The organism is Pseudomonas sp. FDAARGOS_380, from assembly GCF_002591235.1.
Lineage (GTDB): Bacteria > Pseudomonadota > Gammaproteobacteria > Pseudomonadales > Pseudomonadaceae > Aquipseudomonas > Aquipseudomonas salmasensis.
Genome location: NZ_CP023969.1, coordinates 840,820 through 862,666 on the forward strand (window position 1 = coordinate 840,820; position 21,847 = coordinate 862,666).

The 21,847-nt window shown below is 55.4% G+C and carries 24 protein-coding genes and 2 pseudogenes; 22 read left to right on the forward strand and 4 right to left on the reverse strand.

Translation table 11 applies throughout. From position 1 onward, the window contains the following. Nucleotides 1-41: 41 nt before the first annotated feature. The 4 genes and pseudogenes from ltrA to CRN80_RS04070 all read right to left on the reverse strand — a co-directional run bounded on the left by ltrA (nt 42) and on the right by CRN80_RS04070 (nt 4,288). On the reverse strand, nt 42-1,703 hold the full coding sequence (ltrA, locus tag CRN80_RS04055) for a group II intron reverse transcriptase/maturase (RefSeq protein WP_024073359.1): 1,662 nt from the start codon (nt 1,701-1,703) through the stop codon (nt 42-44). A gap of 578 nt (nt 1,704-2,281) precedes the next feature. Beyond that, nucleotides 2,282-3,589: pseudogene (locus CRN80_RS04060) on the reverse strand (IS66 family transposase); the annotation flags it as partial. 61 nt (nt 3,590-3,650) lie between these two features. Further along, on the reverse strand, nt 3,651-3,986 hold the full coding sequence (tnpB, locus tag CRN80_RS04065; RefSeq protein WP_024073357.1) for an IS66 family insertion sequence element accessory protein TnpB: 336 nt from the start codon (nt 3,984-3,986) through the stop codon (nt 3,651-3,653). Continuing rightward, a complete protein-coding gene (locus tag CRN80_RS04070) occupies nt 3,983-4,288 on the reverse strand; it encodes a transposase (protein ID WP_093235877.1) in 306 nt (101 codons plus the stop codon). The genes tnpB and CRN80_RS04070 overlap by 4 nt, the downstream gene beginning before the upstream one ends. A 191-nt stretch (nt 4,289-4,479) precedes the next feature. Here CRN80_RS04070 and CRN80_RS32050 point away from each other — a divergent pair. The 22 genes and pseudogenes from CRN80_RS32050 to CRN80_RS04175 all read left to right on the forward strand — a co-directional run. Beyond that, nucleotides 4,480-4,711: pseudogene (locus CRN80_RS32050) on the forward strand (DEAD/DEAH box helicase); the annotation flags it as partial. A gap of 159 nt (nt 4,712-4,870) precedes the next feature. Continuing rightward, nucleotides 4,871-5,587: a hypothetical protein gene (locus CRN80_RS04080; protein WP_024073356.1), complete on the forward strand. Its 717-nt coding sequence runs from the start codon at nt 4,871-4,873 to the stop codon at nt 5,585-5,587. Nucleotides 5,588-5,627: 40 nt separating this feature from the next. Next, complete coding sequence (locus CRN80_RS04085) at nt 5,628-6,380, forward strand: TIGR03759 family integrating conjugative element protein (protein WP_024073355.1); 753 nt, start codon at nt 5,628-5,630, stop codon at nt 6,378-6,380. After that, nucleotides 6,365-6,922 (forward strand): lytic transglycosylase, encoded by a 558-nt coding sequence (locus CRN80_RS04090; protein WP_008437382.1) that lies wholly within the window; start codon nt 6,365-6,367, stop codon nt 6,920-6,922. The genes CRN80_RS04085 and CRN80_RS04090 overlap by 16 nt, the downstream gene beginning before the upstream one ends. After that, nucleotides 6,919-7,422, forward strand: a complete 504-nt coding sequence (locus CRN80_RS04095) for an integrating conjugative element protein (protein WP_008437383.1) — start codon at nt 6,919-6,921, stop codon at nt 7,420-7,422. Before CRN80_RS04090 ends, CRN80_RS04095 begins: the two co-directional genes overlap by 4 nt. 7 nt (nt 7,423-7,429) lie before the next feature. Beyond that, a complete protein-coding gene (locus CRN80_RS30410) occupies nt 7,430-7,714 on the forward strand; it encodes a hypothetical protein (RefSeq protein ID WP_024073354.1) in 285 nt (94 codons plus the stop codon). Further along, nucleotides 7,674-8,084, forward strand: coding sequence for a hypothetical protein (locus CRN80_RS04100; protein WP_008437384.1), 411 nt, complete (start codon nt 7,674-7,676; stop codon nt 8,082-8,084). Before CRN80_RS30410 ends, CRN80_RS04100 begins: the two co-directional genes overlap by 41 nt. A gap of 3 nt (nt 8,085-8,087) precedes the next feature. Further along, nucleotides 8,088-10,304, forward strand: a complete 2,217-nt coding sequence (traD, locus tag CRN80_RS04105; protein WP_098949604.1) for a type IV conjugative transfer system coupling protein TraD — start codon at nt 8,088-8,090, stop codon at nt 10,302-10,304. 18 nt (nt 10,305-10,322) lie between these two features. Continuing rightward, the gene (locus CRN80_RS04110; RefSeq protein ID WP_008437388.1) at nt 10,323-11,078 is read left to right on the forward strand and encodes a TIGR03747 family integrating conjugative element membrane protein; all 756 of its coding nucleotides are present in this window, start codon (nt 10,323-10,325) and stop codon (nt 11,076-11,078) included. A gap of 9 nt (nt 11,079-11,087) precedes the next feature. Next, nucleotides 11,088-12,566, forward strand: a complete 1,479-nt coding sequence (locus tag CRN80_RS04115; RefSeq protein ID WP_008437391.1) for a UvrD-helicase domain-containing protein — start codon at nt 11,088-11,090, stop codon at nt 12,564-12,566. A gap of 75 nt (nt 12,567-12,641) precedes the next feature. Continuing rightward, nucleotides 12,642-12,953, forward strand: coding sequence for a hypothetical protein (locus tag CRN80_RS04120; protein ID WP_008437393.1), 312 nt, complete (start codon nt 12,642-12,644; stop codon nt 12,951-12,953). Between the two features lie 157 nt (nt 12,954-13,110). Next, a complete protein-coding gene (locus CRN80_RS04125; RefSeq protein ID WP_178110642.1) occupies nt 13,111-13,419 on the forward strand; it encodes an RAQPRD family integrative conjugative element protein in 309 nt (102 codons plus the stop codon). Then, entirely contained in the window at nt 13,416-13,655 is a 240-nt protein-coding gene (locus CRN80_RS04130; protein ID WP_008437400.1) for a TIGR03758 family integrating conjugative element protein, read from the forward strand. The genes CRN80_RS04125 and CRN80_RS04130 overlap by 4 nt, the downstream gene beginning before the upstream one ends. A gap of 18 nt (nt 13,656-13,673) precedes the next feature. Then, a complete protein-coding gene (locus tag CRN80_RS04135) occupies nt 13,674-14,012 on the forward strand; it encodes a TIGR03745 family integrating conjugative element membrane protein (RefSeq protein WP_008437401.1) in 339 nt (112 codons plus the stop codon). A 13-nt stretch (nt 14,013-14,025) separates the two neighbouring features. Further along, the gene (locus CRN80_RS04140; protein ID WP_008437403.1) at nt 14,026-14,406 is read left to right on the forward strand and encodes a TIGR03750 family conjugal transfer protein; all 381 of its coding nucleotides are present in this window, start codon (nt 14,026-14,028) and stop codon (nt 14,404-14,406) included. After that, nucleotides 14,403-15,056, forward strand: coding sequence for a PFL_4703 family integrating conjugative element protein (locus tag CRN80_RS04145; protein ID WP_020302977.1), 654 nt, complete (start codon nt 14,403-14,405; stop codon nt 15,054-15,056). Before CRN80_RS04140 ends, CRN80_RS04145 begins: the two co-directional genes overlap by 4 nt. Beyond that, on the forward strand, nt 15,056-15,958 hold the full coding sequence (locus CRN80_RS04150; protein WP_008437410.1) for a TIGR03749 family integrating conjugative element protein: 903 nt from the start codon (nt 15,056-15,058) through the stop codon (nt 15,956-15,958). The genes CRN80_RS04145 and CRN80_RS04150 overlap by 1 nt, the downstream gene beginning before the upstream one ends. Beyond that, nucleotides 15,948-17,438 carry a TIGR03752 family integrating conjugative element protein gene (locus CRN80_RS04155; protein WP_024073352.1) on the forward strand — a complete coding sequence of 497 codons (1,491 nt, stop codon included), beginning with the start codon at nt 15,948-15,950 and terminating at the stop codon, nt 17,436-17,438. Before CRN80_RS04150 ends, CRN80_RS04155 begins: the two co-directional genes overlap by 11 nt. Next, nucleotides 17,416-17,844 (forward strand): TIGR03751 family conjugal transfer lipoprotein, encoded by a 429-nt coding sequence (locus tag CRN80_RS04160; RefSeq protein ID WP_008437412.1) that lies wholly within the window; start codon nt 17,416-17,418, stop codon nt 17,842-17,844. The genes CRN80_RS04155 and CRN80_RS04160 overlap by 23 nt, the downstream gene beginning before the upstream one ends. Then, on the forward strand, nt 17,844-20,807 hold the full coding sequence (locus CRN80_RS04165; RefSeq protein WP_024073351.1) for a conjugative transfer ATPase: 2,964 nt from the start codon (nt 17,844-17,846) through the stop codon (nt 20,805-20,807). Before CRN80_RS04160 ends, CRN80_RS04165 begins: the two co-directional genes overlap by 1 nt. Further along, nucleotides 20,804-21,100, forward strand: a complete 297-nt coding sequence (locus CRN80_RS04170; protein WP_008437414.1) for a hypothetical protein — start codon at nt 20,804-20,806, stop codon at nt 21,098-21,100. The genes CRN80_RS04165 and CRN80_RS04170 overlap by 4 nt, the downstream gene beginning before the upstream one ends. After that, nucleotides 21,097-21,780, forward strand: a complete 684-nt coding sequence (locus tag CRN80_RS04175; RefSeq protein ID WP_008437415.1) for a DsbA family protein — start codon at nt 21,097-21,099, stop codon at nt 21,778-21,780. The genes CRN80_RS04170 and CRN80_RS04175 overlap by 4 nt, the downstream gene beginning before the upstream one ends. Nucleotides 21,781-21,847 lie beyond the last annotated feature (67 nt).

Genomic DNA, 21,847 nt, shown 5'->3' on the forward strand with positions numbered 1-21,847 from the left:
ACACGGCTCAAGCCTCTGCTAAGGCGCCATTGGGCACCCGGTTATACATCGTCGACATTGGCAAATTGCACATCTCGTGGGCAACGCAGGTGGTAAATCTCAAGATTAGCCGCAGCGTCCGTCCCGCCATGACCTAGCTTCACAATATGGCGACTGTGCCACGGTGTGTCTTTGGTCACCGGCTTGAAGCAGGCGCAGCACCTGCCGCCCTGTTGCACCCATACCCGATACAGCTTGGCTCGACCTTTAACGGAAGTGAGCATCTTCTTGCCCCAGCGGGACTCGAAGTACTCATCCCATGCAGGGTCGTGAGGGTTGGCAGCAGCCTTAATCTTGATATGTCGCACAATCGGTGTGTCTGAGGCGTCTACTAGCGTGTACTGACGCTTCCGACCATCGGCGGATTTTTCAGTACACGAGAACACCCAACGGCGCGCCCCTTGTACTTTGAAATACCGATCCTTCACCCATCGGCGTGTCTTGCGAGGGTGGCGACGTACCGCCCATCGCCAGAGCATTTCCCACACTGCGCTGTCCACCTGGTTGAAGACCTTCTTGGCGACGACATGACTGTGATAGTTCGCCCAGCCCCGTAGAACCGGGTTGAGCAAACCTATCAAGTTAGCCTGTCGTATCGTTTTGTTGGTCTTGATCAACTCTCGCAGCTTGGCAAGTAGAGCCCCGATGTTCGCCTTGGACGGCTTGATCAGGAGCTTGCCGTTGTACTTGCGCAGGTTCCATCCGAGGAAGTCGAACCCGTCCCCTATGTGCGTTATCTTGGTTTTTTCCGGAGAGAGGACAAGTCCACGCTCTGCCAGAAATTCAACCACGGCGGGCCTGACTTCATTCTCCAGCCATTCTTTCGAACAACCAGTGATGATGAAATCATCTGCATAACGCACCACGCGCATTTTTCGGGCTGTCCACTTCGCGTTGGGAAATCTCTTCGCCAGCATCGCTTCCAACCCATCCAGCGTCATGTTCGCCAACCCCGGGGATATGATGCCTCCCTGCGGGGTTCCGGCGTGGCTGGGGAATAGCTGCTTTTGGTAGACATAACCAGCCCGGAGCCATTTCTGCAAAATCGCCTTGTCCATGGGAATGTTGGCGATCAACCAGTCATGGCTGATATTGTCGAAACAGCCTTGAATGTCGCCCTCTAACACCCATTCCGCGTTTGCTTTTCGTGACAGCACACCAAAGCACTGTGCGACGGCATCCGCAGTTGAGCGTTCCGGCCTGAACCCATAAGAGTTCGGGTCGCCGGTAGTTTCCGCTATCGGTTCCAGAGCCAGCAGATGAAGCGCCTGCATGGCCCGGCATTTCATCGCGGGAATTCCAAGAGGTCTCGTTTTGCCGTTTTTCTTCGGAATAAGCACTCTCCGAAGCGGGAGCGGCGAGTAACCTCGCCGCGTCAACGACTCTATCGCGCCGAGCTTGGCCCTAGGCGTATTCCAAGTAACCTTGTCCACGCCGGGGGTATTTTTGCCTTTGTTTTCAGACACCCGTTTCACAGCAAATGCCTTGCCACTGAACGAGTGAGTCAGCAGCCATTGCAGGGCTTTCACCTTGTTATGTCTGCCATCTTGTACAGCCTTCACAATACGCGCTTGCAGCCCTCTGACACGACGTTGTACGGCGATCCAATCGATGCTGTCCCACGACGTGCCGGAAGGTGCACACGCCAATGCTGCTGCGTTCATTTGCTCTCCTTCCGTTGAAAGGGTTCTACCTACTCTCGTGTGAAGAGAGACCATGAGGACGTCTGCCCGCTTTCGCGTGAAGTGATGTTTCAACCTCTATCCAACCCATTACAGGACGGCGTTCGCTTTTTCCTCGTTCCTTCGCCCGCACCGCCATGGGCAATTTTTACAAACGGCTTTCCCTGACGGGAGCGATACGGGATTTCCACGTTCCGCTTACTGAAGTGCGTCGGGTTAGGTGCCTGCTATCGACCGGGAGGCATGTGGGTCACGAATGCGTAGTAGAAAGACGCAGTTCCCACCTCCATTACCATTTTGGTTCGAGCGTGTAAGCCATTTCCGCTCGCTTAATTTAACGATCGTTGCGCAGATTCACGTGTGTTCACCATACCAACTATCTAGCACTTGTCCGGCCATGGCTGCCAGAAGGGTACGCCTCTCACGATTGGTACCCCGCACCTTGCGGCGCCTCGTAACATTGTCGAAGGCGCTCTTGATTCAGCCTTCTAGATTCACCCGGTGACACGGGTGGTTCCCACCAAGGGGGAACAACTTCATTAAGCGACTTCGTGTCGCACCTCCGCCCAATTATTATCAATGGGAACCGCCCCGTCATCGAGGTAGCGCGACAGCGCTGCCCAGCGTTTAAGGCTGTAATCGAGCGCTCTGCTGATGGCCGAACCTTCGGGCACAAGATCACGCTGCGCGTTCATCCAGGCATGCAGCCTATCCTTCACCGGTACGGCTTTTTCTTGCCGTATTCGGCGCCGTAAATCCGGCTCCAGGTCTCTGACTTCTCTTTCGATTTCGTACAACAACTGGATATAGCGCAGGGCTTGCTCGGCGAGCGTGCTTTTATTCGTAGCGTGCAGTTCAAAGAACTTGCGCCGTGCATGGGCCATGCAGCCGATCTCGGTCACGCCGAGTTCAAAGCTGGCCTTGTAGCCGCCAAAATCGTCGCAGACCAACTTGCCATTCCAGTCCTGAAGGAAGTCGCGAGCATGCTCTCCGGCGCGACTGGGGCTGAAGTCATAAACCACCGCTGCCACATCCGAGAACTGGCTGGTAGCGTAGGACCACACATAGGAGCGGTGGGTTTTCTTTGTTCCCGGCATGAGCATCTGCACCGGTGTTTCATCTGCGTGGATGATTTGTTGCCCAAGCACTACTTCGCGCAGCGCATCGACCAGCGGCTGCAACTGAACTCCGGTCACGCCAACCCATTGAGCCAAGGTTGAACGTGGAATCGCCAAGCCCGCTCGACCTAAGATCGATTCCTGACGGTAAAGCGGCAGATGGTCAGCAAACTTGGCGATCATGACGTGTGCGAGCAGGCCCGAAGTCGGGATGCCCTTATCAATGACCTGCGGCGGAACCGGTGCCTGGATCAGCGTTTCGCAGTTATCGCAGACCCACTTGCCACGGACATGGCGTTCGACGGTGAACACGCCGGGCGTGTAGTCCAGCTTCTCGCTAACGTCCTCACCGATGCGCTTCAGGGCGCAGCCGCATGGGCGGTGAGTGTTGTCCGGTTCGTGATGGATCAACGTTCGCGGAAATTCTGCCGGCAATGCCGTGCGCTTGGGCCTTAGCTTTTCCTCGGTCGCCTCTGGTGCTATTTGCAACGCCTGAAGCTCGGCCTCAATCGCCGCGATATCAGTATCGATCAGGTCATCTAGCAGGCTGGCCTGTTCAGGATTCATCTGCTCGCTGCGCTTGGCAAACTTCAAACGCTTGAGCTGGGCGATCTCGTGGGTCTGTTTCTCAATGACTGTTTGATCACGGTTGATTTTCTTGCCCATAGTGTCGACTTGCGAGAGCAACTGCGCTGCGAGGACGCGCAGTTGATTGGGAGACAGTTGGTCGAGATTGGGCGAAGAAGTCATACGCCGGACTTTGCCAGAGCGGGCGTTTCGCGACGATAGACCGATAGGCTAATGGCTGCCGTTAAAGCAGTGTGATCGAGCCTCCAGAACCTGCGCGTTGCCATGGCAGCCCCAGCAACAACGTTTGAAGTTGCTCGGCATCCAGTTCCATCTCAGGACCATGGCGGATGCCAGGCCAGTGGAACTTGCCTTGGTTTAACCGGCGCGCCGCCAGCCATATTCCGAAGCCGTCATGCACCAGCACTTTCATGCGATTGGCGCGGCGGTTGGCGAACAGATAAGCGCAGTGCGGCTGCGCCGCACCGAACACCGCGATCACCTTGGCTAGCGCCGTTTCGGTGCCTGCGCGCATGGCCATCGGTTCGGTGGCGAGCCAGATGGAGTCGATGTGAATCATCGCAGAATATCTCGAAGAAAAGTCGCGCAGGCGGCAGCACTTTCAGTGGGCCAGTCCACTTTGATGATGGCGCGCGGGTGCTGTATTTCAACGCAGATATTCGATGATGCTGGATGGGAGTTCGCCCCCGCAGGTGGGTGTGCCGGAATTTTCTGCGTTTGCAGCCGAATCCATTTGTGGACGAGGTTTGCGTTGAGGCTATGGCCGAGCGCGACGCTGGCAATCGAAGCGCCTGGTTGGGCGCACTCTTGAATGATCTGGGCTTTGAAGGATTTGGAATAGGAACGGCGTGTTGGCTGCATGAAATACCCGCTTGAAAGGCTAGAATTGGTGTCCACTTAATTTAAATGCACACCATGTCTTCGCTTTGCAGAGCTGGGTAGATGACCTGGCCGGACGGTTACCCACTTTATTCTGACTCCGCAGATCATTATCACGGGTTTTTAAGACTTTACTCCGCGCAGTGGGGCTACGGTATATGGCTTTACCCAACACCTTGCAACAGGCATTTCGACGGTGATGGCGGATTGGGCAAAAGCAGCCAGTGAGGGTGTTTTTTTGGCTATGCCGGCAGCTCTCAGATTACTTGCCTGCAGTTGATGGCCAAGAAAATCGCCGTGATTCAAAGCACGTCGGGAGATGTGCCAGATTCTGGTCTCGACTCGCTGAACCAAGATGGTGATTCAGTTGAAATGACACTTGCAAGGCAGCTCATTGCTTCATAGTTTGACGGCCACCTTCGGGTGGCCATTTTTTTATAACGATCCCAATTTACCAGCGGCCAACTCGACACTTCAAAAACCATGCGTCCTGGAAAACCTATTTCCTGATGCACCTAAGAGACTGGTTTGAGAGGGTGTATTCGCTTTTGCGCGAGGACGCCCATGAACCTACCACGCCCTACTCGAACCACAGCGATACTCAGTCTGTGCCTTGCATTATTGGCAGGCATTCTGTGTTATGAGCATCATCAACTCTCCCAACTCCGCACCAGCTTGGCTGCGACTGCAGACAAAGAGTCGCTCGATGCGTTGTTGACGCGGCTTGGCAAAGTCGATGAGCGACTGGGCACGGTAGCCGGCAACCACCTGGTGACCAACGAGGACTTCCGAGCCGGGCAGCAGGCTTTATCGAATCGAATTGATGCCGCACAAGCGTATGCAAAGCAAGCGACGGAGTCAGCGCAAGAAATCTCTCAAAATGCTGCGTCTGCTGGTGAATTGCTAGTCCTCAAAGCCAGCGTCGAAACACTCGATAGCCGTCTTCAAGAACTCAGTCAGTCACGCATCAAACAAACCACTGCTGTGCCCCTCAAGCCCAAGCCTAAGCCCGTTGCCCGCCAACCAAAGCGGCCAAAACCGCCCGCTACCGCCACTGTCACACCGCAAACACCCCCTTTTACCGTTGTCGGTATCGAGTATCGCGGCGGTGAACGCTTTTTGTCCGTAGCACCGCCTGGCAGCACGCAGTTGAATCAAATTTACCTTATCCGACCTGGTGACGCTGTGGCGGGCACCGCCTGGCGACTCAACGCGCTGGACGGAAGATCCGCACGCTTTGACGTGGCCGGAACACCTCAAACCGTAACCGTCGCGCAATAGGACCTCCTTTATGCACTCCCCTACCACTTCCTCGAAAACAATGAAGCCCAGGAACATTTTGGGTTTCATTGCAGGCTTGGCCACCTTCGCGTTTGCATACGGCTGTCATGCGGCTTCGGGGCAATCAACGTCGATCTCGAACACTCAGAACAGTGAAGTTCACAACTCTTCTCAAGGAGCAAGTCAGACAGAACTCGCCCGCGAGTGGGGATTGACCCCCCAAGAATGGTCCCGTTTTCAAACTGTGATGGAGGGTCCTCGCGGAATCTATTCGCCAGGCCTGGATCCTCTGACAGCACTTGGCATCGAAGCGAAGTCGGAGGAGGAGCGGCGACGCTATGCAGAGCTGCAGGTGCGAGCCGAGCGACAGCGTATCGATAAGGAACTGGCGTACCAAAGGGCCTATGACCAAGCCTTCGCACGTCTTTACCCCAATGAAAAAGTCATCCAACTATCGTCCAACCCTGCATCTGCTCCTGGCTCGGGAGCGTTAACTGCTGTGAAAGGCACTGGACGACTAGCCGTTTTTGTTCAAGACAGTTGCAACGCATGTATTGACCGCGTCAAAGACTTACAAAACCAGAAACAGTCCTTTGATCTGTACTTCGTTGGTAGTCAAGGTGATGACGAAATAATTCGCCGCTGGGCCATCTTGGCTGGAGTCGAACCGGCCAGCGTGAGAAGCCGACAGATCACATTGAATCACGATGCCGGTCGATGGCTTGGCCTTGGACTCGGCGGTGAGCTGCCGGCCGTGGTACGCGAGGTGAATGGACAATGGCAGCGTCTGTAATTCGCGCGGCTTTAACGGGGGGGCTACTGCTCACCGCGGCATTTGCTAACGGTGCCGAGGTTCCGCCACCGGCCTATCAGTTGATTGCCCTGCCTGCCGGCGTTCCGTCCGAGGTGCTGTACTCCGTTGCACTGCAAGAGAGTGGCACCCGACTTCGCGGCCAGATCGTCCCCTGGCCCTGGACGTTGAATGTCGCCGGCGCCGGATATCGCTTTGCGACACGCAGCGATGCTTGCAGAGCGTTGATGATCGCCCTTCAGACCGCAGGCCCAAATAGAGTCGACGTCGGGCTTGGACAAACCAACATCGGTGCCAACGGCCACCGTTATAGCTATCCCTGCGAAGGGCTGGATCCGTACAAAAACCTCTCGGTTACGGCCCAGATCCTGGCTGAGCAAAAAGCCAAAGGAGGCGACTGGATCACCGCTGCTGGTCGGTACCACCGCCCTGCCGGAGGCGAACCCGCTGCCCGATACCGACGAGCTTTTGCCAAACACCTCAGCCGGGTCACCGGTATCAACCTGATGGCGAATAATCCATGAATAGATTGCTGCATCTGCCTGTTTTGCTGTCTTTGGCCTCCCCCATGGCAGTGCATGCCACCTCGCTGATTGTTGTTGAAGACCGAGGGGGTGTTTCCGCTCTGCCCTACTACCAGTACTTGGCTCCAGAACCTACTGAGCAGTCAGCACAGTCAGAGAATATTGGTGTGCGTGGGCAAGGCTCGTTTCCAGTGCGCTCTGACCAACTGACACCCGGGCAGGTACAGGGCCGGGTAATCAATGCACCTGGCCTGCAACCATTGTTTCTTGTAGGCGACGATGAAAGCTCCAGAAAGTGGTTATCACAGCGCCGCGATCAGTTACAGCAACTGCAGGCAGTGGGCCTTGTGGTTAACGTGGCCAGCGCCGAGCGGTTTGCCGAAATCCAACGATGGGCAGGAAATCTACAGTTGGTCCCGGCTCCATCAAATGATCTGGCACAGCGCTTGGGAGTCCAGCATTACCCGCTGTTGATCACTGCCACAACGATCCAGCAGTAACCAGGGTATGGCCTCTCTTACGCACATCACCTTGGTCATCAAGCAACCAGATGACCCACGAGCAGGCCAACTGCTTTTTGAACAGGTCACCTATGTCGCCAAGCTCTATGGCGGCACCGTCATCGCCCGCGTACCTGGTGACGAGGTGGAGCTATGTCAGCGGCTAAAAGAACGACTGCCCGAGGCAGTTGAGCAAGCGAGGCAAGAGTTGGCCAATTCATCATCACGCATGAAAGGAGGATCCCGGCCCCATGAAGCTGACCAAGAAGCAACGCTGCGAGCTTCACGCTAAATTCGCGGGCCATTGCGCATACTGCGGTGTGCTGTTGGGTGACCGGTGGCATGCGGACCACATGGAAGCAGTATGGCGAGAACCAGAGAGGGTGGACGGCAAGTACTCCGGTGCCATCATTTTGGGGCGGCCAGAGAACCACGCCATCAGCAACATGATGCCCGCGTGCGTGCCGTGTAATTTGAGCAAGGCAGCGATGCCACTAGAAGTCTGGCGAGAGCGCATTGCTGGACACGTCAACTCCCTTAACAGCTACCACCCCATATACCGCCTGGCCAAGTCCTATGGGCTGATCGCTGAGACAGGCAAGCCAGTCGTTTTCCATTTCGAAACAGTGGGGCCATTGTCCCCTTTCACTCATAGGAAGTGATCCATGACCACCTCCTACACCATTGAGTCGTTACTACGCCCTGCTGTTGAGCTGTACACAGTTTGCGTATGTGCCGCTGCGGCGTTGCTCTGTATTTTCGCGCCCTGGGCGGTTGCTCTGACGCCTTTATTCGGCATGGTTGCCGGTACAGGCTTTCTGGGTCTAGGGTTCGTCCGCCTCAAACAAGCGTTGGTAGTGCTGCGTTACCGGCGCAATATTCGGCGCCTACCCCACTACACCATGACCAGCAAAGACATGCCGGTCAGCAATGAGCGGCTATTCATCGGTAAAGGCTTTCGCTGGACCCAAAAACATACTCAGCGGTTGATGGAGACTTACCTCCCAAAGTACGCCGAGTATGTCGAGCCCACGTCTATCTATACCTTTGCTCGCAGAATTGAGGAGCGTCTGGAGTTCGCACCCTTTCCACTCAAATTGCTGTCAAAGGCTACCTCGTGGGATGTGCCATTTAACCCGGCGCGTCCACTTCCTCCAGTCGGGGGGCTACCGCGCTTACACGGTATAGAGCCGAACGAAGCGGATGTCAGCCTGCCACTGGGTGAGCGGGTTGGACACTCCCTTGTATTGGGGACTACTCGTGTTGGAAAAACCCGCTTGGCAGAGTTGTTTATCACCCAAGACATCAGGCGTACCCGCCGTAGCCCCCGGCGCCGCGTTCATATGGGGCGCCGCGTGCAACCCGTTCATCGAAGCCAGCGCAATGTAGAAATGGACCTGGACCGCGAAGTGGTGATTGTCTTCGATCCTAAAGGCGACGCAGACCTCCTGAAGCGCATGTACATCGAATGCAAGCGCGCAAACCGACTGGAGGAATTCTACGTGTTCCACCTAGGCTGGCCCGATCACTCCGCTCGCTACAACGCCGTCGGCCGGTTTGGTCGGATCTCGGAGGTTGCCACCCGCATTGCCGGCCAACTTTCGGGGGAAGGCAATTCCGCGGCATTCCGGGAATTCGCCTGGCGTTTCGTCAACATCATCGCGCGCGCCCTCGTGGCACTGGGACGTCGGCCGGACTATGAACAGATCCTCAAGCATGTGACAAACATTGACGCGCTGTTTATTGAGTATGCGCAGAAGCACTTTGCTGAAAATGATCCCAAAGCCTGGCAAACCATCGTTGAGCTGGAAGGAAAGATCGATCGTAAGAACCTCAGTTTCGCCATGAAGGATCGACCGCTACGCGTGGTGGCCCTGGACATGTACCTCACTCAGCAACGCATCTCCGACCCAGTGATGGAGGGTCTGCGATCAGCCGTACGCTATGACAAAACCTATTTCGACAAGATCGTGGCCAGCCTTCTGCCATTGCTGGAAAAACTGACCACAGGCCGGATTGCAGAGCTGCTATCTCCCGACTACATGGATCTTGAGGACCCACGACCAATCTTTGACTGGATGCAGATCATCCGCAAACGGGCAGTGGTCTATGTCGGCCTGGACGCTTTATCTGATACAGAGGTAGCTGCAGCGGTGGGCAACTCGATGTTCAGCGACCTGGTGTCAGTTGCGGGTCACATCTATAAGTTTGGCATCGATGATGGCTTGCCCGGGGCCACCGGCGGCAAGGTAGCAATTAACGTACATGCGGACGAATTCAACGAACTGATGGGCGATGAATTCATACCGATGATCAACAAAGGCGGTGGTGCCGGCATGCAGGTCACGGCCTATACCCAAACCATGAGCGATATTGAGGCAAAAATCGGTAACCGGGCTAAAGCTGGCCAAGTCATCGGTAACTTCAACAACCTGTTCATGTTACGTGTACGTGAGACTGCAACCGCCGAGCTGCTGAGCAACCAGTTGCCAAAGGTCCAGGTGTTTACCAGTACACCAGCAAGCAGTGCAAACGACGCTATTAACGGCAACACCGCTTTCACCTCTAACACTCACGATCAGATCCAAAGTGTCAGCGTACCGATGATCGAACCGGCGCATGTGGTTGCCCTACCCAAGGGGCAATGCTTTGCCCTGATAGAGGGCGGGAATTTGTGGAAGATTCGTATGCCGTTGCCGGCAAGCGATCCCGATGAAGTGATGCCCAAGGATCTTCAGGCCTTGGTTGAGGGCATGCGTAAAGGATCCGGAACCAGCAGCGACTGGTGGCAAGCACCGGGATATGACGCACTAAGTGAGTCGCTTCCTGATGACTTGGTAGACGACTTCCGCCAGATGGCCAATAACGGAAAAGCCGCATAGGCTTGAAGGAACAGAGCCATGGCCGATATCGCGGAAAAAGCCCAGCAACAGCAGGAAGGTCAAAAAAACTTCCTGGGCATGCTGTTCTCTACCCCTTTTCATTTCTTGGGGGTGATGTTCGGCTCCTTGCTCGGCGCCATCGTCGTTGAATGGCTTTGCATGTACACGTTCTGGCCGGATGCCGGCTGGAAACATGCTCAGCAGATGTTCCAACATGAACTGGGCTGGCTGTCCCAGGATCTGCTGCACAGCGTTGTCATCAAAGAACCGGGGCGTACGGCAACCTGGCTGGCACAAACGGTCTATGACTGGCTGATGGTGAAAACCGGCATGCAGGACAATATAAATGCACTGACACAGTACGCTCGCTCAACATCACCACAACAAACGGGAACCTTGAACCTTCGCTACGAACTCGGTCGGGCGATGATCAAATTCCAGGACTATGGCTTAGCCGCGTTATACACAGTCCTGACCTTCTGTGTGCGAATGGTCATTCTGACGTTGACGATTCCGCTGTTCGCACTGGCGGCGTTCACTGGCTTGGTCGATGGCCTGGTGCGGCGTGATCTACGAAAATTCGGCTCCGGCCGCGAGTCAAGTTACCTGTATCACAAAGCCCGGGGGACGATCATTCCGCTGACCATCGTGCCCTGGACGGTCTACCTGGCCATCCCCATCAGCATCAGCCCCCTTTTGATTCTGTTGCCCTGCGCCGTGCTGTTGGGTGTGTCCGTTTACATCACCGTTTCAAGCTTCAAAAAATACCTTTAGGAGCTGCCCATGCAGTGGACACAAGAACAGCAGCCCATCATCCATTCCACGGCTGACAAGCTACTGGTTCAGGCTTTTGCCGGTACCGGCAAAACCACCACACTGGTGGGCTACGCCACACAACACGCCTCGGTGAAAATGCTCTACCTCTGCTACAACAAATCCGTCGAGCTCGCTGCCAGGGGCCGCTTTCCACGCAGAAACGTGGTGTGTAAGACGGCGCATGGCCTCGCATATGCAGTCTATGGCAGTCAGTACGCCACCAAGCAGACCAATAACTTACGCCTGACGGACATCGCAAGGGCCATCAACACCCAGGACTGGGAGCTCGTGCGGGATGTCCTCAGCACGCTTAACAACTTCATGGCCAGCGCCGATGACGAGTTGGGCCGTGTGCATTTTCCCAGATTCCAGGGGCAACGAATGCTCACAAGTGCCCAGGAACGTTTCCTGAACAATGCTTTAAACGTGGCTAAAACCATCTGGAACCGGATGATCGATCTGCAGGACACAGCAATGTCGATCACCCATGACGCTTACTTGAAGCTGTATCAGCTAAGCAAGCCCGACCTGAGCGAACGATTTAACGCCATTCTGCTCGACGAAGGTCAAGACGTGAACCCAGTTATTGCCGACATAGTAAAAATACAACGGGTCCGCAAGGTGGCAGTCGGCGATCCCCACCAGCAGATCTATCGCTTCCGCGGCGCAGAAGATGCGCTCAACAGCGACTGGATGGCCGACGCCGAACGTCACTACCTGACCCAAAGCTTTCGCTTCGGCCCTGCCGTCGCGCATGTGGCCAACATCATTCTTTTTTACAAGGGTGAGACACGAAAGCTGCAGGGGTTAGGTTGCAATACCCTGGTTAAACGGGCTCTGCCTGAAGAGCTACCGCATCGCACGTTTATCCATCGTACCGTGACCGGCGTCATCGAGAACGCCCTGCAGCTGGTCGCAAGCAACCCCAAGATTTTCTGGGTCGGCGGTATCGACAGCTACTCGCTACGCGATCTGGAAGATTTATACCTATTCAGCCGCAACCGTAACCATGAGGTGCAGAACCGCAGGCTGTTGAGAGATTACCGGGACTTTTCACAGTACGTGGAAATAGCCGAGGTAAGCCAGGATACGGAGATGTTGCGATCGATCAAGATCATTACAGCCTATCCGGACCTGCCCCAGCGGATCCAAACCCTACGTTCCCGCTCTGTAGATAACGAGCTCGACGCCACCGTGACACTCACGACTGGGCACAAGGCCAAGGGGCTGGAGTGGGACTTTGTCAGCCTGTATGACGACTTTAGCGCTGATCCGCTTTCACCCGATATCGATCAAGGTCGTAAAGATGACGAGTTGAATTTGCTGTACGTGGCGGTGACGCGAGGGATGAAGATCCTAGCGTTGAACTCAATGGTGCTTTCTATCATGCAGCGCTATGTCGATGCTCGGACCTCTGCACTCCAACCTCAGAAATCACGCGCTTAGCAACAAACTATTTCAGATTGCTGGCACGCGCTTATTATTGAAACCCTGGTAGCTCTGCACATTGAGGACGTCGCCATGGGCCGTCAGAAATTTGAATACCACACTGAGTTCTCTCCCTTTCAGTACGTTGTCAGAACCAAAAAGCTCTTCATGTTCAAGTCCGAAGAGCCCACCACTGAACCCGACACCCAGGGTTTTCTGGAAGATTCTGAACGTCAAAACCGCCTTGCTCAATTAGGCAGCGAAGGCTGGGAGCTGGTCAGCGTGCAGCCCGTGGTCAAAGGAGAAGTCAAGGTTGGCAATCAAAACGCCCAAGGCTGGGCTTACGGATTCGCCTTGCCCATCGGGTATCTGCTGTTCTTCAAACGCCCTATCCACTGTGATTGATGGTGTCAGTACCGTCAGAAGAAATCCTTACAGTCCTGAATATGGTTTTCTTGCGGCGACCATAGCTTGATCACGGCAAGCTGACGGCATCAGGAATGACTAGAGCCCAGCCGTGATCCAGTACCCGCGTCTCACTGCACTCACTTGCCGACTTGCCTTGCCAGGCCTCATCGCACTTTTTGGATGCGGCCTGCCTGTCTCTCATGCGACCGCTGCTTCAGCCTCCGAACAGGCCAACCTGGACGTGATGATCCGCCAGTTGAATGCCTTAGAGGACACCGCACGTCGTAGCGCTCAAGTGGCCGACGAACCTGGCAAGCGTTACTTCTTCGATTACCAGCGTCTAGCAGGTGATATCGCTCGAATTCGTCATGGGTTGGAGGGCTATCTAACCCCAACCCGAGCCCAGCCTCGTGATCCTGTTGAGCTGTCAGGCCAATACACGACCGAAGGACGCAAGCCATGAGCATGAGCGGCGCTCAGGCTGCTGCGTTTCAAGCGGCAGGAGGATTTCCTGCCTCGACGAGCTACCTGTTTTTCGTCGGCGTCGCTGTAGCCATCATCTTTATGTGGGGCGCCTGGGCTATCTGGAGCTGCTACCGAGGATGGGCCACTGGCAACCTTGATCGAACGATTGCCTCGACCTCGCTCGTCCGCATCCTACTGCTTTGCATGATCCTCACCACATTTGTTCTTAGTTGACCCTATGGGAGATACACCATGACTTCATTCTTAAAACCGGGCCGCATGCTGATCGGGTTGCTTGCTCTCCCCCAACTGGCCATGGCGGCTCTTCCGCAGTCTCAGCCTCCTACCCGGGGGGAAGGCTCTAACCTGATGCAAACCATGCAGAACTACGCCTTTGACGGTTTTACTTTGCTTGGCCTCATCATCTGCGCAGTCATTTTCAGTGGCGTTGCTTGGCATGCCTTCGGCACCTACCACGAAATTCAACTTGGCAAGAAAAAATGGGGAGATCTGGGGGCGACAGCCGCCGTTGGCGTCGCCATCCTCGGTGTCGCCATTTTTCTGGTCACCAAGGCTTCAAATATTCTTTAAAAGAGCCGTGGCCATGACAGAACTCTCAGACGATGGGACCCTGATTTTCCTCCCTGTGCGATTGAACAATCAGCCAGTCATCATGGGCGGCCTTACCGCTGACGAAATGTGGGCCACCTTGGCGTTGAGCACCGGCGCAGGGCTGGTTATCGGTATTCCGGCCGCGATATTGACCCAGATTTGGGCACTTATCATCGGCGCCGCCATGCTCTGTGCTGTCCTAGGGCTGTTTCTTGCCAGTCGTTTCTTGCGTCGGTGGAAACGCGGCCGACCTGATACATGGCTATACCGCCAGATGCAATTGAACATCGCGCGGTTCTTTCCTACCTGGAATAAAGCCCTGCTGATTACTCGTACAGGTGCGTGGACCTGTCATCGAACGGAGGTTCAATGACTTACCGTAAAAAAGTAGACGCCCAACTGGCCCACATTAACAGCCTGCGCATGGTCATTGGTTTTCTCATTGCCCTGGGTCTGTACATGGCTTATGGCTGGCAGAGCGCACCGCGTGACCTAACTGTTCATGTACCTCCAGATCTACGTTCAGGTAGCACCCGTAAGTGGTGGGATATTCCACCGGAGTCGGTATACGCCTTCGGTCTGTACATTTTTCAGCAGATGAACCGTTGGCCCGTTGACGGTGAAACCGACTACGAGGACAACATTACCCGCTTGGAAAGCTACCTGACTCCCAGCTGCAAAGCCTACTTGCAGAAAGATTTCGAGCTACGCCGCAATAGCGGGGAACTGCGCAAACGTGAGCGGGGTGTATTTGAAATTCCAGGCAGAGGCATCGACGATAAGTCTGAGCAACATATTGAACAGCACAGCATCAATGACTGGACCGTCAACCTGGACATCACCGCTGACGAGCACTACGGCGGGGAGCGCGTAAAGCGGGCATTTGCTCGCTATCCGTTAAGAATTATCCGATTCGACGTCGATCCCGAAAAAAACCCATTCGGCTTGGCCTGGGACTGTTATAGCAGTAATCCACAACGCATCGAAGTCTCCGCAGAAACGACCAGAGCAGGAGGCAAATGATGACACGCCGCCTACTGATCATCGGGCTCGTAGCCCTTCACTTCTGCGGGTTGGCCAACGCCGTCGAAATCCTGCGCTGGGATCGTATCCCTATAGCACTGCCCTTGATCGTGGGTCAGGAGCGTATTGTCTTTGTGGACCAAAACGTACGGGTGGGTCTGCCTCGTAACCTCGTCGACAAACTGCGCGTGCAGAGCACCGGTGGTGCCCTCTACCTGTTGGCGAAAGAGCCGATTGAACCGACTCGCTTACAGCTGCAGAACATGAACTCCGGTGAGATCATGCTCGTGGATATCATCGCAACGGTAGGGAAACCAAATCAGGTCGCATCCGAGCCGGCTAAAATTGTAGCCGGGGACAGTCCCGCCCCGCGTTACGGCCAAGTCAACGCCAAACCTACAAGCAACCATTCAACTTCTTCCACGGCCCAAGCCAGCGCTCAAGCCGAGGAGGATGAGGACGCGCCGAAACCGCGTCGTGAGACCCCTCTTCCGGTGGTCATGACGCGCTATGCCGCACAGATGCTTTACGCGCCCCTACGCACCGTTGAGCCCGTGGAGGGGATTGCTCAGATCAATCTGAAGCGCGGTTTGGACCTCACCACCCTAATGCCGATATTGCCGGTCGAAGCCTCTGCGTTGGGGTCGTGGCGGTTAGACGAGTATTGGGTCACGGCGGTGAAGCTACGTAACACAAGCGCCCAAAACCTCACATTGGATCCGCGTGACCTGATGGGTGACTTTGTCACCGCGACTTTTCAGCATCCCTACCTTGGCGCCAAAGGTGATTCCAGCGACACCTCGACGGTCTACTTGGTGACCCGTGGTCATGGTCTAGCCGAATCGTTATTGCCGGCCGCCATCAGCCAGATCGATCCGAAGGGAGGCCGTCGTGAAGAGTAATCCACTTGTTAAATACCTGGTCATACCGTTCGCGATCCTGGCGATATACGTAGTGGTCAAATTATTCAATCGCGAAAGTGCCGACCAACAGGTTCATGCGCCGGAAACGGTTGTACTTAGTACGAAGGAGGCTAAAAAGCTTGGGGTTGACGGAGATACACCCAGCGACACATTGCGCACCATTGTCGTGGAAAGCAGACAACTCAAGGACCAAGTCTCCAATGCTTTGAAGAACAATGACGAACTAAAGCAACAGAACATCGAGCTGCAAAAACGCCTGCAGAACATCGACCTCAACGTCGATAACAAACTGCAGAACGTTCAGCAAACGATGAAGCAGGAGGCGCAACAACAGAGCCAAACCCTCTTGGACACACTGCAGCAGCAGTACAATACCCTGAGCAGCAAATCGGGCAGTGGCAATGAGTCTGGATCTGATTTGCCGATCGGCTTCGGCGTTCAGCCAGGTGACGGTCAAGGCTTCAAAGGCGGACCTGGCGCGGACGTTGTTTGGATAGAGCCGCAGGACGCAACGCCGGTCGATGTCAACGGCAAGCCCATCGCTGCAGGGACAAATCAAACGGCAAGCGGCTTCAACTTCCCGACCTCTTTTGGCGAGTCCGTGGACCGAGGACAAAATGCACTGCGCACGGGCGCTCAAAGTGTTGCGAATGAAATCTCGCCACAGGAGGCCCGCAAACAGGTGCGCAAGGTCTACACCTTGCCGCAGAACTCGACATTGATGGGTTCGGTGGCCATGTCCGCGCTGATCGGCCGGGTGCCCATTGACGGCACTGTCAACGACCCCTACCCGTTCAAGGTATTGATCGGGCCGGACAATCTCACGGCCAACGGCATCGACTTGCCCGACGTCGCCGGCGCGGTGGCCAGCGGAACGGCTTCCGGCGATTGGACCCTGTCTTGCGTACGCGGTCAGATCAAAAGCCTGACGTTCGTCTTCAATGACGGCACTGTGCGCACGCTGCCACAACCTCAGGAAGAAACGAATAGCAGTCAAAATAGTAACAATCAGAACAATGGCAACCAAACCACCATTCAGGGTGGCCTGGGCTGGATAAGCGATGCCTATGGCATTCCTTGTATCAGTGGCGACCGCAAAAGCAACGCCTCGCAATACATTGGCTCGCAGGTACTGATTACCGCCGCCGGCGCAGGTGCTGCCTCCCTCATCAAGTCAGATGGAAACAGCGGCTCTTTTATAAACCCTCAGTCCGGGACCATCGGTTCTGTCGGCGGCTCGGGCAGTGAAGCCATGGGCAAAATTATTGGCCAGGGCGTCAATGACGTCTCCAGCTGGGTCAACAAACTCTACGGGCAAGCCTTCGCAGCGGTGTATGTACAACCCGGGGCAAAGATAGCTGTGCACCTGGACCAGCAACTGACCATCGATTACGAACTCAATGGCCGCAAGGTCAACTATCGCTCAGGAGCCCGTCATGTTTCGACTGCGCTTGACTAATCATGGCTTAAAACTAGGTGCATACCTGGCCATCGCCCTACTCGCCTCGGCCTGTTCCACCAACAAAGACGAATTGCTCCCCCATGGGGACCGCACAATGATGGACGTTTGGGATCAAGGCTCCAGCGGCTCAAGCAGCTCGAGCAGCCGCCAATTGCTCGATGCACGCCAAGATCTTCGTCGGCCTCTGGAGACGAGGGAAACAGACAACACCATGTTCACACGTACCGCACAAAACGAGATCTACAGCCAATTTAAACGCCTACCCAATCCCGACCTGGTGATGTACGTCTTTCCTCATTTAGCGGGTTCAGACCCGGCACCGATCCCAGGCTACACCACGGTGTTTCCGCTGTATCAGCGGGTGCAATACGCCATGCCTGGCGAACGCACGGAGGCATATTGATGGGTTTTTTTGAACGATTCAAAACGCGACGGGCGACAGAGCGTGTGGAACCTGGCGTAACACCAGGTTCGCCGTTATCTGACGATGTGCAGGGACCAGCAACCGAGACGTTTGAGGCTGCTACAGAGCGTTACTACGAACGCCTTGCTGCCATGGGTATTCCCTCGCCGAGCGATTGGCGTAACCCAAAGAAAAAGCCAGCCACAACCGCTGATGCTGACCGTCTATACCACGTCAACCCCTCCTTCGTAGACCTACTGCCGTGGGTAGATTACCTGCCTGCAGAAAAAGCCATGCTATTGGAAGACGGCGTGTCTCGTGCTGCCTTTTTTGAGCTGACACCGATTGGTACTGAAGGTCGGGATCCCGAATGGTTACGCAAGGCCCGCGACGCCCTGGAAAACGCCCTCCAGGACTCCTTCGACGAGCTTGAAACCTCACCCTGGGTGGTTCAGCTCTATGCCCAGGACGAAACCAGCTGGGACGATTACCTTCAGCAACTGCATGACTACGTTCAACCACGCGCACAAGGCAGTGCATTCACCGAGCTTTATTTGAAGCTGATGAAGCAACACCTGGAATCCATCTCCAAACCAGGCGGGCTGTTTGAAGACACCAAGGTCAGCCAACTGCCCTGGAGGGGCCAACAGCGCCGCGTCCGTGTTGTTGTCTACCGCCGTACCCAAGGCGCGCAAGCGGATGTGCGAGGCCAGGCACCAGGTCCTTACCTGAAAATCATCTGCGATCGCTTGGTGGGCGGCTTGGCGAACGCCGGCATTAAAACCCATCGCATGGATGGCCACGCCATTCGCCATTGGCTGATTCATTGGTTCAATCCACGTCCCGATCATCTTGGCCCTGCCGATGCAGATATTCGCCGCTTCTACGAATTGGTGTGCAAGCAAGCACCTGGTGCTGCAGAGGGCGAGCTGCCGCTCGCCAGCGGCACTGACTTCTCGCAAAACCTGTTTTATCGCGAACCACTGTCAGATATAGAGAAAGGTCTGTGGTATTTCGACGGCCTTCCCCATCAGGTGGTGATGCTTGACCGCTTGAGGGATGCTCCCAAGACCGGGCACTTAACCGGTGAAACCCGAAAGGGCGGTGATGCGCTCAACGCACTGTTCGACAAAATGCCAGAGGACACCATTCTCTGTATCACTCTCGTGATCACCCCGCAGGACATTCTCGAAGGGCATCTGGAACAGCTTTCACGCAAGGCAGTTGGAGACACTCAGGCCTCGATCCTGACACGCGAAGACGTCGCCACCGCCCGTCAGTTGCTCGGGCGCAAGCACAAGCTGTACAGAGGTAGCGTAGCGTTTTACCTGCGGGGTAAAGATGATGCCCAGCTGCACGAACGCAGTTTGCAACTCAGCAGCGCATTGCTGGGTGCGGGCATGGAGCCGGTGGAACCTCGGGATGAAGTGGCACCGCTGAACTCCTACCTTAGATGGCTACCCGGCAACTTCGACCCCAATGCGCGCAAAGCACTGGAGTGGTACGCACAACTGATGTTCGCCCAACACATTGCGAACCTGGCCCCCGTCTGGGGTAGGTCGACCGGAACCGGGCACCCGGGTATTACCCTGTTTAACCGTGGGGGAGCGCCGATAACCTTCGACCCGCTGAACAAGCTGGACCGGCAGATGAACGCGCATTTGTTCATTTTCGGGCCTACGGGTTCAGGTAAATCGGCCAGCGCGACAAACATCCTTAGCCAAATCATCGCCATCTATCGGCCACGTCTATTCATTGTGGAGGCTGGCAACAGCTTCGGCTTACTCGGTGATTTCGCCAAAAAGTTGGGTTTGACGGTAAACCGGGTTCGACTTGCACCTGGATCGGGTGTCAGCCTCGCGCCATTCGCTGATGCCGTGAAGCTCATCGAACCCAGCCAAAACGTGAAGATTATCCAAGCTGATGATCTTGAGGCGTCGGACGAACATCTGACTAGCCAGACCGAGGATGAACAACGCGACATCCTGGGCGAGATGGAAATTGCGGCCAGGCTGATGATCACCGGTGGTGAAGAAAAAGAGGATGCCCGTCTTACTCGTGCCGACCGTAGCGCCATCCGCCAATGCATACTGAATGCAGCGAAAAAATGCGTGACGGAGCAACGTATCGTTCTGCCGGAAGATATCCGTGAAGCGCTGCGAGAAATGGGACTCGAGCCCGGTATTCCAGACGCCCGAAGCTCACGATTCTTGGAGATGGCGGAAGCCTTGTCCATGTTCTGTATGGGCACCGAAGGCGACATGTTCAACCGTCCTGGCACCCCATGGCCAGAAGCGGACATTACCATTGTCGACCTTGCCACCTATGCGCGAGAAGGCTATAGCGCACAGATGGCCATCGCTTATATTTCCCTGCTCAACACGGTCAACAACATTGCCGAGCGTGACCAGTTTAAAGGCCGTCCGCTGATCTGCTTCACCGACGAAGGCCACATCCAGTTGAAGGTCCCACTCCTATCCCCCTACTCCGTCAAGATTACCAAAATGTGGCGAAAGCTCGGCGCCTGGTTCTGGATGGCCACCCAGAACGTTGACGACGTGCCGCCAGAGGCCTCAGCCCTGCTCAACATGATCGAGTGGTGGATGTGCTTAAACATGCCGCCTGATGAGGTGGAGAAGATCGCGCGGTTTCGTGAACTGACTCCTGCACAGAAGTCGATGATGCTGTCAGCGCGTAAAGAAAGCGGCAAATTCACCGAGGGCGTCGTGTTGTCCAAAAGCATGGAAATGTTATTCCGGGCGGTACCACCGAGTTTGTATCTGGCCCTGGCCATGACCGAGCCGGAAGAGAAAAAGCAACGCTTCGACATCATGCAAGCCAAAGGCTGCAGCGAGCTGGATGCGGCCATTGAAGTTGCTGCAACGCTTGACCGCTATCGCGGTATCGAACCTCACATCATTACTTTCCCCGAGCAAGTCACGGCCTTGGAGCGCCAAGCATGAGAGCATTGAATTCCCTGACCCAGAACCTTATAGAAAGTCTGACCCAGCTGCTTGAACAACCGGGTGAAGACGCCCTTCAAACCCTTGAGGTGTGTGCCCCCGTTTTGATAGAGCAACTGCAACAGGTTTTGGTTCGTGCGGTGGATCGTCGTGACATCGAGTCCCAACTTCACGCGGTGTTAGCCAATTGGCTGCTACAGCACCCACAACCCGAGAATGCTGAGAACGCTCTTCTTGAGGCCCTTCGTAAACAAGCGCTGCTTTCATCGAAGCCAGCAGAGGCTCGGGCATGATAGGCCTTCGCAAATATTGGTTGATGCTGGGGTGCGTTTTGGCAGGCACATCGATGGCCTGCTTAGCCCTCACTCGAAGTGAGATACCATCCCCGCACAACACAGGCCCGTGGTTGTTTGGTCCTTCCAAAGCACGCTGGACTGTGACTGAGTTCGCGGATCTGGAGTGCCCCTACTGCAAGACGTACACACCTGCGTTGAAAACCTGGATACAGCAGCAGAAGGATGTAAACCTGCAGTGGCATCATCTGCCACTGGATGTGCACGGTCCGACCGCATTACACGAAGCCAAGCTCGCTGAATGTGCGGGGGCGCTTGGTGGCGCACCTGCCTTCTGGCAAGCCATTGACCAGATTTTTGACCGGACCCGTAGCAACGGTGAGGGTTTCAATGGGCATCTGAACGTCGTTGATGTTACTTACCAGGACTTATTGTCCTGTGCAGCTACCGACAAAGTGATCGCCCGGCATGTTGGCCAACAGGTCGAGGAGGCCCTCAAAGCGGGCATTACGGCAACTCCTACTGTGATAATTAAAGACAACACGACTGGCAGCTCCGTAAAGCTTGAGGGACCAGCTGACGGGGTATTGTTATTATCAGCTCGTGATTGGCTGGCTCAAAAAAAGAGCTGCGACGCTCTGCAAAAGTCGAACGTTAAATCACTTAGCCATTGTCATTAAATGAGCTTGCATTCCATTCATACATTTTCATGCCCGGCATGTCCTACGCGTGGGCCGAAAGAGACAG